This is a genomic window from Paraburkholderia phymatum, from assembly GCF_040965635.1.
Taxonomy (GTDB): Bacteria; Pseudomonadota; Gammaproteobacteria; order Burkholderiales; family Burkholderiaceae; genus Paraburkholderia; species Paraburkholderia phymatum_B.
Genome location: NZ_JBFRCH010000001.1, coordinates 228,009 through 241,079, shown reverse-complemented (window position 1 = coordinate 241,079; position 13,071 = coordinate 228,009). Strand labels below are relative to the sequence as shown.

9 protein-coding genes are annotated in these 13,071 nt (G+C 65.0%); 1 reads left to right on the top strand and 8 read right to left on the bottom strand.

Features of this window, described 5'->3' with window-relative positions; translation table 11 throughout:
* Positions 1-71: 71 nt before the first annotated feature.
* On the top strand, positions 72-1,736 hold the full coding sequence (locus AB4Y32_RS01070; RefSeq protein WP_368719566.1) for a Na+/H+ antiporter: 1,665 nt from the start codon (positions 72-74) through the stop codon (positions 1,734-1,736).
* An 84-nt stretch (positions 1,737-1,820) separates the two neighbouring features.
* On the opposite strand, the gene AB4Y32_RS01065 is transcribed toward AB4Y32_RS01070, so the two are convergent.
* The 8 genes from AB4Y32_RS01065 to AB4Y32_RS01030 all read right to left on the bottom strand — a co-directional run bounded on the left by AB4Y32_RS01065 (position 1,821) and on the right by AB4Y32_RS01030 (position 12,812).
* The gene (locus tag AB4Y32_RS01065; RefSeq protein WP_368719565.1) at positions 1,821-3,128 is read right to left on the bottom strand and encodes a solute carrier family 23 protein; all 1,308 of its coding nucleotides are present in this window, start codon (positions 3,126-3,128) and stop codon (positions 1,821-1,823) included.
* A 516-nt stretch (positions 3,129-3,644) separates the two neighbouring features.
* Positions 3,645-6,584: a hybrid sensor histidine kinase/response regulator gene (locus AB4Y32_RS01060; protein WP_368719564.1), complete on the bottom strand. Its 2,940-nt coding sequence runs from the start codon at positions 6,582-6,584 to the stop codon at positions 3,645-3,647.
* Between the two features lie 205 nt (positions 6,585-6,789).
* On the bottom strand, positions 6,790-8,376 hold the full coding sequence (locus AB4Y32_RS01055; protein WP_368719563.1) for a response regulator: 1,587 nt from the start codon (positions 8,374-8,376) through the stop codon (positions 6,790-6,792).
* Positions 8,373-9,818, bottom strand: coding sequence for an ATP-binding protein (locus tag AB4Y32_RS01050; protein ID WP_368719562.1), 1,446 nt, complete (start codon positions 9,816-9,818; stop codon positions 8,373-8,375). Before AB4Y32_RS01050 ends, AB4Y32_RS01055 begins: the two co-directional genes overlap by 4 nt.
* Positions 9,819-9,959: 141 nt before the next feature.
* On the bottom strand, positions 9,960-11,153 hold the full coding sequence (locus tag AB4Y32_RS01045; RefSeq protein WP_368719561.1) for an ATP-binding protein: 1,194 nt from the start codon (positions 11,151-11,153) through the stop codon (positions 9,960-9,962).
* Complete coding sequence (locus AB4Y32_RS01040; protein WP_368719560.1) at positions 11,138-11,563, bottom strand: anti-sigma regulatory factor; 426 nt, start codon at positions 11,561-11,563, stop codon at positions 11,138-11,140. The genes AB4Y32_RS01045 and AB4Y32_RS01040 overlap by 16 nt, the downstream gene beginning before the upstream one ends.
* A gap of 19 nt (positions 11,564-11,582) precedes the next feature.
* Positions 11,583-11,939 carry an STAS domain-containing protein gene (locus AB4Y32_RS01035; RefSeq protein ID WP_368719559.1) on the bottom strand — a complete coding sequence of 119 codons (357 nt, stop codon included), beginning with the start codon at positions 11,937-11,939 and terminating at the stop codon, positions 11,583-11,585.
* A 9-nt stretch (positions 11,940-11,948) separates the two neighbouring features.
* Positions 11,949-12,812: an STAS domain-containing protein gene (locus AB4Y32_RS01030; protein ID WP_368719558.1), complete on the bottom strand. Its 864-nt coding sequence runs from the start codon at positions 12,810-12,812 to the stop codon at positions 11,949-11,951.
* Positions 12,813-13,071: the final 259 nt, after the last annotated feature.

Genomic DNA, 13,071 nt, shown 5'->3' with positions numbered 1-13,071 from the left:
TTGCGAACCGTCGCCTCGAAGCCTCGCCCCTGCTTCGCGCGCTTCCGCCTGTTGTCCACATCCCGCTTCCGATGGATATCGTCTTTACCGTTCTGATCCTGCTGCTCGCCGTTGCCGCTTCCGGCGTCGTCGTGCGGCTGGTGCCGTTCAGGCTGCCGTTGCCGCTCGTGCAGATCGCGTTCGGCGCGCTGCTCGCGTGGCCGCGCCTCGGCTTGCATGTGACGTTCGATCCCGAGCTCTTCATGATGCTGTTCATTCCACCGCTGCTGTTCGCGGACGGATGGCGCATACCCAAGCGCGAATTCTTCATGCAGCGCCGCGCGATCCTGATGCTCGCGCTCGGCCTCGTGTTTATGACGGTCGTCGCCGTCGGCTATTTCGTTCACGCGATGGTGCCGTCGATGCCGCTGCCCGTCGCCTTCGCGCTCGCCGCCGTGCTCTCGCCGACGGACGCCGTCGCGCTGTCGGGGATCGCTGGCCGCAACCGGCTGCCCGACCATCTGATGCACATCCTCGAAGGCGAAGCGCTGATGAACGACGCGTCGGGCCTCGTCGCGTTGAAGTTCGCGGTGGCCGCCGCGCTGACGGGCGTGTTCTCGCTGCGCGATGCGTCGGTGAGCTTCGTGATCATCGCGCTCGGTGGACTGGCGACGGGTGCGGCCGTCAGTTGGATCTTCAGCTACGCATCGACGCGCCTTCTCAATCTCACGGAAGAAGGCGACCCCGCTCCGGGCGTCGTGATGACGATGCTGATTCCGTTCGCCGCGTATCTGTTCGCCGAGCACTTCGGCTTCTCGGGCATTCTCGCCGCCGTCGCCGCGGGCATGACGATGAACTACTCGACGTTCGCCACCACGAGCCCGGCGTCGGCGCGCGTGCGGGCGAGCGTCACGTGGACGATGATCGAGTTCATCTTCAACGGCATGGTCTTCATTCTGCTCGGGCTTCAGCTTCCGCATATCATCGGCCGCGCGCTGCTCGATGCGCATGAGAAACAGAGCGGCTCCGAGTTGCGGTTGATCCTCTATGTCGCCGCCGTTTCCGTCGCGCTCTACGCGCTGCGATTCGTGTGGGTGTGGCTGCTGCGCTGGTTCGCGAGCCGCGGCGCGGCGAAGCACGGCGTCGCGAACGCGGTGCCAGGGCTGCGCACCGTATCGATGACGACGATCGCGGGCGTGCGCGGCGCGGTGACGCTCGCGGGCGTGCTGTCATTGCCCGTCGCGTTGTCGAACGGGCAGCCGCTGCCGGGACGCGATCTCGCGATCTTCATCGCGTCGGGCGTGATTCTCGTGTCGCTCGTCGTGGCCGTGGCCGGTTTGCCGTTGCTGATGAACGGCGCGCGGCGGCGCGCCGATCCGCATGCGGCCGAGGAACGCGCGGCGCGCATCCAGGCCGCGCAGGCGGCGATTCGCGCGATCGACGAATTGCACGAAACGTTGACGGCCGACCTCGACGAAGCGGCATCGGCGCATGCCGCCGATGTGACGGCGCGCGTGATGAGCATTTACCGCAGGCGTCTCGCGACGCTGGACGATGACATCGGTCCCGCCGACAAAGCGCGACGCAGCGAAGCACTGGAGTTTCAGATGAAGCTCGCGGCGATGCGCGCCGAGCGCGCGACGCTGCTCGACATGCGCAGCAGCCTGCGGATCAACGATGACACGATGAACAAGCTGATGCGCGAAGTCGATCTGTCGGAGACGGCACTGCTTACGCGCGGGAACGAGAAGGACTGACGAAGGACAGGGACGGCGCGGATGAAACCGGCGCCTTGCGAGCCGAGAGACTCGATGCGCCGGTTTTGGGTGAATGACGAAGCGTCAGACGGCCGGCTCTTGCGGACCTTTACGACGCAGCAGCGCGTACAGAATGATCGCGCCGAACGTTGCCGTGCCGATGCCGCCCAGCGCGAAGCCGCCGAACTTCAGCGAGAAGTCGCCCGCGCCGAGCACGAGCGTCACGGCCGCGACGATCAGGTTGCGGTTGTCGGAGAAGTCGACCTTGTTGACGACCCAGATGCGCGCGCCCGTCACCGCGATCAGCCCGAACACGACGATCGACACGCCGCCCAGCACCGGGCCCGGAATCGTCTGGATGACCGCGCCGAATTTCGGCGAGAAGCCGAGCACCAGCGCGATCACGGCGGCGATCACGAACACGAGCGTCGAGTAGATTTTCGTGACGGCCATCACGCCGATGTTTTCCGCGTACGTCGTCACGCCCGTGCCGCCCGCGAAGCCCGACACCACGGTTGCTAGACCATCGCCGATGAACGCCCGGCCGATGTAGCGGTCGAGGTTCTGCCCCGTCATCGCGCTCACGGCCTTGATGTGCCCGAGGTTCTCCGCGACGAGAATCACCGCGACGGGCGCGAGCAGCGTCATCGCCTGGCCGTTGAAGGCGGGCGCCATGAAATGCGGCATGCCGAACCATGACGCGTTCGCGACGATTGCAAAGTCGATCGGCTTGCCCATGCCCATGCCGTTCGTGACGACGGCGTAGATCGCGTAGGCGATCAGCAGGCCGACGAGAATCAGCAGACGCTGCAGCATGCCGTGCGCGAACACGGCCACCGCGCCGACGCACAGCACCGTCACCAGCGCCATGTACGAATCGAACGCGCTGCCGCTCACGCCCTTGACGGCGATCGGCGCGAGATTCAGGCCGATCACCGCGACGATCGAGCCCGTCACGACGGGCGGCATCAGCGTTTCGATCCACGCCGTGCCGATGGCCGACACGATCAGCCCGATGATGATGTAGGCGACGCCGCACGCGATGATCCCGCCCAGCGCAACGGGAATGTTCGGGTTCGGCCCTTGCCCCGTATAGCCCGTAATCGCGATCACGAGACCGATGAACGCGAAGCTCGAACCGAGATAGCTCGGCACGCGGCCACCGACCAGCACGAAGAACAGCAACGTGCCGATACCCGACATGAAGATGCACAGATTGGGATCGAAGCCCATCAGCAGCGGCGCGAGCACCGTCGAGCCGAACATCGCGACGACGTGCTGGACACCCATCGCGAGCATCGACGGGCCGGGCAAACGCTCGTCGGTATTGACGACGCGCCCTTCGACGCTCTTCGGCTGGACGCGCCAGCGCGGAAAATAGGAATCGGCCATCGCGGGGGCTCTCCTCTATTGGCGTAGATCTTGTGTGGGGTGCGCCGCCGTGTGTGCGGCGCGGTCCAGGATGGGATTCTTGAACTACGCGCGAGTGTACGGAGAGCGCCTGGCGCTGACAAGCCGCGCAAAATGTGCGGGCGCAACGGCGTCGCCCGGTGTTGTTGCGAAGCGAAAACACGACGATGGCCGTCCTTAGACGCCGCTGGTGGCCCGCCGCCACTGCCTCTTTTTTGAGCAGGCCGGAATGACGGCTCACGCGGAATGCCGCAGGCTTCGCATGTGTGCATGCTTCTCGGATGAGAGCTTTGGGAGTTATCTGATATGAAAACGGATGCCGGCCTCTCTACACTGCAAAGGCTGCGTGACCCCGATTGATTGAGTAGCGCTAGCGATGTTGTAACTCTCCGACTTTCCGCTCATGCTCCCCGGCATGGGCGGTTTTTTTTCGGCGTCGGCTTTTTCGCATCCTCATGCAGGCCGCATTGCTTGCATCCAAGCAACCATCTCAGCCGATCAATCGCCGCGCCCGCGCAACGCGTCGATCAGTTCGAGCGGATCGAACGGCTTGCGCAATTGCGCCGCTTGATGCAATTGCGACTGCTGTTCGGCTGACAGCGGCGCATCCGAGCCTGTGACAAAGATCACGCGTATGTCCGGCTGCCGCGCCCTCGCATCGAGCGCAAGCTCGATACCCGACGCGCCCGCCAGCCCCACGTCCGTCAACAGCACGTCGAACGTTCCGTCGTTCAGCATCTGCATTGCCTGTTCCGCATCCTGTGCTTCGTCGACGTCGAGTCCGAACGTGCGCAGCAGTTCCGCCGTGCTGACGCGAACCAGTTCGTCATCCTCGACGAACTGGACGCGCAGATCGCGAATCGCATCGACCGTCTCGTTGTTGCCGCGATCGACCAGCCGCACGGTCTGCGAGTTCTCCGCCTGCAGCGTGACTGCGTCGTCCGGGCGTGCGTACTGCGCGCGCAACGCGTGGAGCAGCTTGCGTGCGAGCGCGTCCTTCGAATATGGCTTGCTGAGCAGTGCGACGCCTTCGTCGAGACGCCCCGCATGCACGATTGAGTTATCCGTGTAGCCCGACGTGAACAGCACCGCGATGCCGGGCTGCCGCTCGCGCACCTTGCGCGCCAGTTCCGTGCTTCGCATCGACCCGGGCATCACGACATCGGTGAAGAGCAAGTGAATCGGCACGCCGCTCTCGACGATCGCGAGCGCGCTCTGTGCATCCTTCGCCTTCAGCACGCGATATCCCAGCGACGCCAGCATCTCTACGACCGTCGTGCGCACGTCCTCATCGTCCTCGACGATGAGGATCGTCTCCTCGCCGCCTTTCGCGGGACCCGCGTCGATATCCGTTTCGAGGTCTTCTTCGTCGCGCACGCGCGGCAGATAGAGGCGGATCGTCGTGCCGTGTCCAAGCTCGCTATAGATCTTCACATGGCCGCCCGACTGCTTGACGAACCCATAGACCATGCTCAGGCCCAGCCCGGTGCCCTGGCCTTCGGGCTTCGTCGTGAAGAACGGTTCGAACACGTGCTCCTGCACATCGGCCGACATGCCCGAGCCCGTATCGGTGACGGCGAGCATCACGTACTGCCCCGGCGTCACTTCGGCGTGGCGCCTCGCGTACGCATCGTCGAGCGACGCGTTGCCCGCTTCGATGGTGAGCTTGCCGTGGTCGTCCATCGCGTCGCGCGCGTTGATTGCCAGATTGAGCAGCGCGTTCTCGACCTGAAACGGATCGACGAGCGTATTCCACAGGCCGCCCGAAACGATCGTCTCGATCTCGATGCCGTCGCCGAGTGCGCGGCGCAGCATGTCGTCGAGTCCGCGCACGAAACGCCCGAGGTTCACCACTTTCGGCGCGAGCGGCTGACGCCTGCCGAACGCGAGCAGTTGCGATGCGAGCTTCGCGCCGCGCGCGACGCCTGCGAGCGCATTGCGTACGCGTTGCGCGGGCCGCTCCGAACCGGCGACATCGTCGGCGAGCAGTTGCAGATTGCCGCCGATCACCTGAAGCAGATTGTTGAAGTCATGCGCGATGCCGCCCGTCAGATTGCCGATCGCTTCCATCTTCTGCGCGACACGCAGCGCTTCTTCCGCGTGGCGCAGCGCCTCCTGCGTTTCGCGATCGCTCGTCACGTCGCGGCCAACGCCGTGAATCCGCTTCGTATTGGGATCGAGCGAGAACGTCCACGCGATCCAGCGCCACGAACCGTCGATATGCTTCAGGCGGTTTTCGAAGCGCACGGGCGCGCCAGTGCGGCGCAAGTCGTCGAGACGCACGTTCACCATCGCGAGATCGTCGTGATGGATCAGCGTGAAGTACGACTGTTGCGCGAGCCAGTGCGTGTCGTGGCCAAGCAGGCGCGTCCACGACGGACTCACGCGCTGCAACTCGCCGTTGAAGCCCACGACCACCAGCAGTTCCTCGATGAAGTCCCACAGACGGTCGCGATCCGCGACCGCTTCGGCGACGCGCGACACGAGCGTTTCGTTCAGCTCGCGCAACGCCTTTTCGGCCTTCGTGCGCTCGTCGATTTCGCGTTGCGCGGCCTGATACGGGCACGCGTTGTCGGTGGCCGTCGCAGCCTGCGCGGCGATACCTTCGACAATGCGCTCGACGCGAGCAGTGAACACGCCCGGCTTCGGATGGCCGAAGAACAGTCCGCCGAGCAACTCGCCCGTGCGCGACAAGACGGGCGCGGCGCGATGATCGGCGGAAATGCCGCTCGCGCCGGGCAGCGACACGAGCGTGCTGCCCGGCGCGGCCTGATACAAAAACGCGAAGGTGACGTCGTACGGATCGCTCTTCAGCGCGAGCACGCTGTCTTCGCGGACGTCGCGCGACGACAGCGCGTCGCGTGTCGCCGCGCCGATCTCGCGCAACAGTCGCAACTGCCGTTCGCCGAGCATGCGTGCGGTGTCGTCGCTGTTCGCGCAGATGATGCCGCCCGTGCCGCCGCTGTCGTCGGGAATCGGGCTGTACGAGAACGTGTAGTACGTCTCTTCCGGATAGCCGTTGCGCTCCATGATCAGGAGCCTCTGTTCGTCGAACGTGCCTTCCGTACCTGTGAGCGCCGTTTGCAGCAACGGACGGATATCGCTCCAGAGTTCGCGCCATGCGACCGACGCTGGCTGTCCGAGCGCGGCCGGATGCTCGTCGCCGATGATCGACTGGTACGGATCGTTGTAGAAGACGATGAGATCCCGCCCCCAACCGATCCACATCGGCTGGCACGACGTCAGCATGATGCGGATCGCCGTCTTCAGGCTTTGCGGCCATGCTTCGGGCTCGCCGAGCGGCGTCGCGCGCCAGTCGAAGCCGCGTATCAGGCTGCCCATCTCGCCGCCGCCCGCGAGAAAGCCCGGTGCCGTGCTGCCCGCGAGCGCCACGTCCACCTCAGCATGCGCGCCCGCCATTGTGTTGTCCGGTTTCATCGACGCAGCCTCACTGTCCCGCCGTATTGCCCGCGCGCATGCATGCTGCCATTGCCGGATGCGCCGTTCGCCCATGCCTGCCGTTGTTGCCTGCTGCCTGCTAACTGTTCGTCAACTGCGCTGCTGTTTTCGCTAGCCCCGTTTGCCCGTTGTTTTTGTCCGCGGCTTCTTTCTCACCTTGTGTTTGAACTCGTTTTGTTCGAACTCACTCCGTCACGTCCGAACGCGCGGGCGTGCCCGGATTGCGCGGCGCGCCAGGCGCGCCGTCCGCCGCGATCACGCGCTCGATGTCGTCGAGCGAAGCCGGCTTCACGAGGTGATGATCGAAGCCTGCATCGCGCGTGCGCTGCCGGTCGCTGTCCTGTCCGTAGCCCGTCAGCGCGATCAGCAATGCGTCCGCCGACGCGGGCTCGGCCCGCAACGCGCGCGCGACCTGATAGCCGTCGATGCCCGGCAAACCGATATCGAGCAGCACCACGTCCGGCCTGAACTCGGGCGCGGCCGCGATCGCCGCTGCGCCGTCGTACAGCACGCGAACTTCGTGCCCGAGCATTTCGAGCAGGATCGACATCGACTCCGCGCCATCGACGCTGTCGTCGACCACCATCACGCGTCGCTTCGCGCCGGGTGCAAGCGCGGAAGACTCCGCGCCATCGTCGGGCGTGTCGCCGCATGCGGGCGCGCCCTCGTCCGTCTGCCGCGCGACGGGCAGCGTGACGACGAACTCCGAGCCCATTCCCGTGCCCGCCGAAAACGCTTCGATGGTGCCGCCGTGCAGTTCGCTGAGCGTCTTCGCGAGCGACAGTCCGATGCCCAGCCCGCCTTCGGAGCGCGCGAGAGAATCTTCGGACTGCATGAACAGATTGAACACGTCGGCCAGTTCGTTCGGCGGAATGCCGATGCCGTTATCGCGCACGCGAATCGCGACGCAGCCGTCCGTCTCGCTCACATCGAGATCGATCTCGCCGCCCTCCGGCGTGTACTTCGCCGCATTCGACAGCAGATTGCCGATGACCTGTGCGACGCGAATCGCGTCGCCGCGAATCATGCACGGCTCGTCGTGCATGCTGACGCGCAGCGTGTGATGCTTTCTGTCGATGAACGGCTGGTTCGTCTCCACCGCCGTCGCGACGGCCGCCGCGATGTCGACGCATTCCAGCTGCAGCGAGATCTTGCCGTGCGTGATGCGCGACACGTCGAGCAGATCGTCGACGAGCCGGCTCAAATGCTCGACCTGCCGGCGCGCGATCATGCGCGCATCGCGCAACGCGTCGTCGTTTGCGCTATGACGCGGGTCCATCAGCTCGACGGCATTGCGGATCGGCGCGAGCGGGTTGCGCAGTTCGTGCGCGAGCGTCGCGAGAAACTGGTCCTTGCGGCGATCCGCGTCGCGCAGCGCTTCCTCCGCGCGATGCAGCCGCAACAGCGCGCGCACGTTGGCGACGAGTTCCGCGGGCTCGATCGGCTCGGTCAGATAGCTGTCCGCGCCGCCGTCGAGCGCGCGGACCTTGTCGAACGTCTGCACGGCGGCCGCCGACGTTTGCAGGATCAGCGTTGAGCGCGTCTGCGGATCGCGCTTGAGGATCGAGCACACTTCGATGCCGCTGATGTCCGGCAGCTTCACGTCGAGCAGCACGAGCGCGGGCTTGTGCGTGCGCACCTGATCGAGCGCGCCGTGGCCCGACGCCGCCTCGATCACCTCGAAGCCGGCGTGCACGAGCACGCGCGTTTTTGCATAGCGCGCGCCGTCGTTGTCGTCGACGTTGAGAACGACGGGAGCGGCAAGCGTCATGACGCGCCTCCGGGCGCGATGGCCGCACCGCCCGTTGCACCGCCCGCCGCACCATCCGCTCCCGATGCGGCGATGGCTTCCGCCTTCACCGGTAACGTCGCGTAGAAGGTCGAGCCGACGCCCGGCGCGCTGTCGACGCCCGTATAGCCGCCGAGCAGCGCGGCGAGCTTGCGGCACAGCGGCAAGCCGAGGCCCGTGCCCTTAACGCGCTGTTGCAGATGGTTCTGCACCTGGCCGAACTCTTCGAAGATCACTTGCTGGTGCTCCTCAGCGATACCAATGCCCGTATCGGACACGAAAAACGTCACCTGTTCGCCGCCCGCCTCCAGCCGCGCGCCCACGCGAATCTCCCCGCACTCGGTAAATTTGAGTGCGTTGGAGACGAAATTACGCAGTATCTGCGTGAGCTTGGCTTCGTCGCTGAAGATGGGTGGCAAACCGTATGTGTCCTCGAAGATCAGCTTCACGGCGGGGTTGGTCAACAGCGGCGTGAGCATTGCGCGCAGCGCCGCGAAGAGCCCCGAAACCTTGAACGAGACCGGCGTTACATCGGTTCGGCCCGCTTCGATCTTGGCCAGATCGAGCAGATCATTGACGAGTTCGGACAGATCCTCGGCCGATTTGCGGATGAGTAGCACCTGGCGTTCCTGCTCCGCCGACAGGTCGCCATCGAGCCGGTTCAGCAGCAGATTCGACAGCGCGCGGATCGAGCTGAGCGGCGTGCGCAACTCGTGGCTCATGTTGGACAGAAAGCGCGATTTCATCGTGTCGGCGCGGCGCAGTTCGTCGGCCCGTTCGTCGAGCTCCGCGTACAGCGCGACCACGCCGCGATTCGTCGCTTCGAGCTCCTGTGTCAGACGCACGAGTTCGTCCTGGCGGTCGCGCAGTTCCGTCAGCGCGGACAGCAGCTCGCGGTTCTGCTCGTGCACTTCGTCGATCGAACGGTGCGCGCCGGCCTTGCCGTCTTGCAGCGCGTTCTGCGGGTCGTGGGCGCGCACGATCGAGTCGATGTCGGTCACGCCCGCTTCCTGCCCGTCGTTCGGCAGATAGCGCGCCATCGAAACCGTCGTGCCGCGTTGCGCCGACGATTCGATCGCGCAGTGGTCCATCAGCCGACGACTGCCGGCGATGCCGAGGCCCATGCCCGTCGACGACCGGTACGTGCCGTCGAGCACCGATTCGATGTCGCGGATGCCCGGCCCCTCGTCGCGCACGTCGATCCAGAACGCCTGTGGTTTCGCCGCGCCGTCGAAGGCGAACGACACTTCGCCGCCGTGCGCGTACTCGAATGCATTGCGCGCGATCTCCGATACCGCGCTTGCGATGCGTGTCTGGTCGAGCGGCGAGAAGCCGAGGCCAGCAGCAATCGAGCGCGCCTTGCGGCGCGCTGCGACGACGTCTTCCTCGGTATCTAGCCTGATCCGCAGTATGGGGGTGGTCATGCCTGAAATTTAATCCTGTCGGCCGGAGTTAGTGCTTTAGCACTTACTCCGGTCCCATGCAGAACAGTCGGCCGAAGTTAGTGCTCTAGCACTTACTCCGGTCCCATGCAGAACAGTCGGCCGGAGTTGGTGCTTTAGCATTTACTCCTTTCCCATGCAGAGCACTTGCTCCAGTCCCATGCAAGTCGATTGCTGATCCGCCTTGACGACGACCACCGTGGCGTCGTCGCGGCGGCGCGAAAAATCGCGGTACAGGACGGCGGCAATCATCACCGCCGGCTGCAGATGCAAGCCCGGATAAGCAGCCAGATCCCAGCGAGTGCCGATGCCGTCCGAATGCAGTATCAGCAGCGCGTTGCGTGTCCAGGGCACTTCGAATTCCTGCGAATCGCGCATCGTATGACCGACGATGCCGTTGCGCGACGTGAGCTGCCAGCTGTTGCGCTCACCGCTCGCCGAAGTGTTGCTGCCGTGCCCCAACGCGTTCATGCCGGGCCACGCTCCACCGCTGATGGACGCAGGCCGCCCGACATTGAAGATCGACGCGGCGACGTTGCCCGTGCCCGCGAACGCGAGCTGCGCGCGCGCAAGATCGAGCCGCGCAATGGCGACGGCCGCGCCGCGCGTCGGACGCAGCGCGTCGTGCGCCATTTGCATCAGCGTGGCGGGCGAGCGGCCCGCGCGCCGGTGCACGACGTCGATCGCGCTCGCCGCCGCCACGTGCGCGTCCGGTCCATGACCGAGACCATCGGCGACGGTGATCGTGAGGCCGTGCTGATCGGCGTCGACGCTCCACGCATCGCCGCACACGGATTCGCCCGGATAAGGCACAGAGATGCCGCCGATGTCCGTGCCCAATGCCGGGCGGCCCGCGCCCGTCGCCGCGCGAGCGTTCGCGCTGCGGCTGCGCACGACGGCGCGCAGCACGGTCCCGAGACGCGGCTGCGAGTACATGCACAATTCATCCGACAGACGATTGATCGCGCCGAGTCCCGTGCCGGGCGAACCTGCCGTCGAGCGTCCGTCGTGAAAGGCGTGGCGCACGTCCTGCATACCCGGGCCCTTGTCGACGGCGATGATCTCGACGCCGTCGGTGAGCGCGCCCGCCGCATCCGCAGGCAGCGCGCGCACGAGCAGTTCGCCATGCTGTGCATGCTTGAGAATGTTGGTCGCCGCTTCCGTCAAGATAAGCGCGACGCGGCCCGTATCGGTGTCGTTGAGCGCGCCTTTCTGCGCCGCGTCATTAGCGCCGCGGCGCGCGAACGCGACGCCGCTCGCGTCGGCGATTTCGAACGACGTGTGCATCCCGCGCAGACCGCTTAGCGAAGTTTCCATTTGGTGATCGACACCGTCGTGCCTTTGCCTGGTTCCGACCGGATCTCGAACTCGTCGCACAGACGGCACGCGCCGCCGAGCCCGAGACCGAGGCCCGCTCCGCTCGTGAAGCCGTCCTGCATCGCGCGATCGATATCCGCGATGCCCGCGCCCTTGTCGACGAACGTGAGCCTGAGCCCTTTGCGCGCGCCGTTGACGAGCACGTTCAACGTCGCTTCGCCGCCTCCGCCATGCATTAGCGTGTTGCGTGCCAGTTCGCTTGCGGCGGTGACGAACTTCGTCTGATCGACGAGCGAGAAGCCTTGCGCGATGGCCTCGTCGCGCACGCGCTGGCGGAGCTTGACGATCTCCTGATCCGAGCGCAGACCGACTTCGAGAGTCGACGCCACCACTACGCCGAATGAGTCCATGTGCGAGCGCCCTGATTGATCAGCGCTGCCGCTGCTGAAGCAGCGCCATGCCTCGTTCGACGTTGAGCGCAGTGCGCACGCCGCTTAGCGTGAGCCCGAGTTCGACCAGCGTGATCGCCACGGAAGGCTGCATGCCGACGACGACCGTCTGCGCATCGAGCACGGTGGCCATCGCAGCCGTGTTGCCGATCATGCGGCCGATGAACGAATCGACGATGTCGAGCGCCGAGATGTCGATCAGCACGCCCTTCGCCCTGTCCTTCACGATGCGCGCCGTCAGGTCGTCCTGAAGCGCGATCGCGAGACGGTCGTGCATGTCCACCTGAATCGAGACGATCAGGCAATCGCCCAGCCGCAGGATTGGAATGCGGTCCATGTCGCCACCTTAGCTGGCGGAGCGCGTCGAGATGCTCGACCCGCTCTTTTGCAGCGCAACGACGAACGCATCGGCGAGCGTCGACTTCGTGATCACGTTCGTCAGATCGACGCCGAGATGCACGATGGTCTGAGCGATCTGCGGACGAATGCCGCTGATGATGCAGTCCGCGCCCATCAGACGCGCGGCCGCGACCGTCTTCAGCAGATGTTGCGCGACGAGCGTATCGACGGTGGGTACGCCCGTGATGTCGATGATCGCAATCGCCGCGCCCGTTTCGACGATCTTCTGCAACAGGCTCTCCATCACGATCTGGGTGCGCGCCGAGTCGAGCGTGCCGATGAGCGGCAGCGCGAGAATGCCTTCCCAGAGTTGCACGACAGGCGTCGACAGTTCGAGCAGCTCTTCCTGCTGACGCGAGATGATTGCTTCGCGGCTGCGCTGGAACACTTCCGTCGTGTAAAGGCCGAGTGCGTCGAGCAAAATGTTCACGGTCCAGCTCACATCAGCGAGTTCTTTCGGTCGTGCGTCGAACTCGATGCGCAGGCGCGAATAGAGCGGCTGCTTCAGCGAGAACACGAATGTTGCCGTTTCGGCGGGCGTGAAGCCCTGGCGCGCGCGGTGCGAGGATATGTCGGCGAGAAACGCGCGCACGGGTTCCCATTCGGGACGGCTCGCGTCGAGCGTCTCGGCATTCGCGAGCGTATCGGAGAAGACGTTCAGGAAGTTGCGGAACTGATCGTTCATCTCAGCGTCCGTCGTCAGGCCACGACGCAGCGCGATCGATAGATGCTGACTCAACCAGTCGGCAAGCAGCGTATCGCGATGACGCGTCAGCACCTCGACGAGGGCTTCCGTTTTCGATGCGTTCATAAGCTCTCCGGGGAATAGTGCTGCAAATTTTGCTGATTTGCTTGCGTACAAACTGTTCGCGTGCATTCGATTCCCGCAAACATTACCGGATCACGCGTCGATGACGATAGATAGTTAGCAGCGTCTTGCCACATGATCGACCCATACTACAGGCGCACCACGCAACTGACGATACAAATGAGGGCTGAAATGTGCAATGCGTGGCAGCCGATTCAGCGTTGCTTCACGCTCGCATAGCTGTGATGTGTAGCAATCGGGG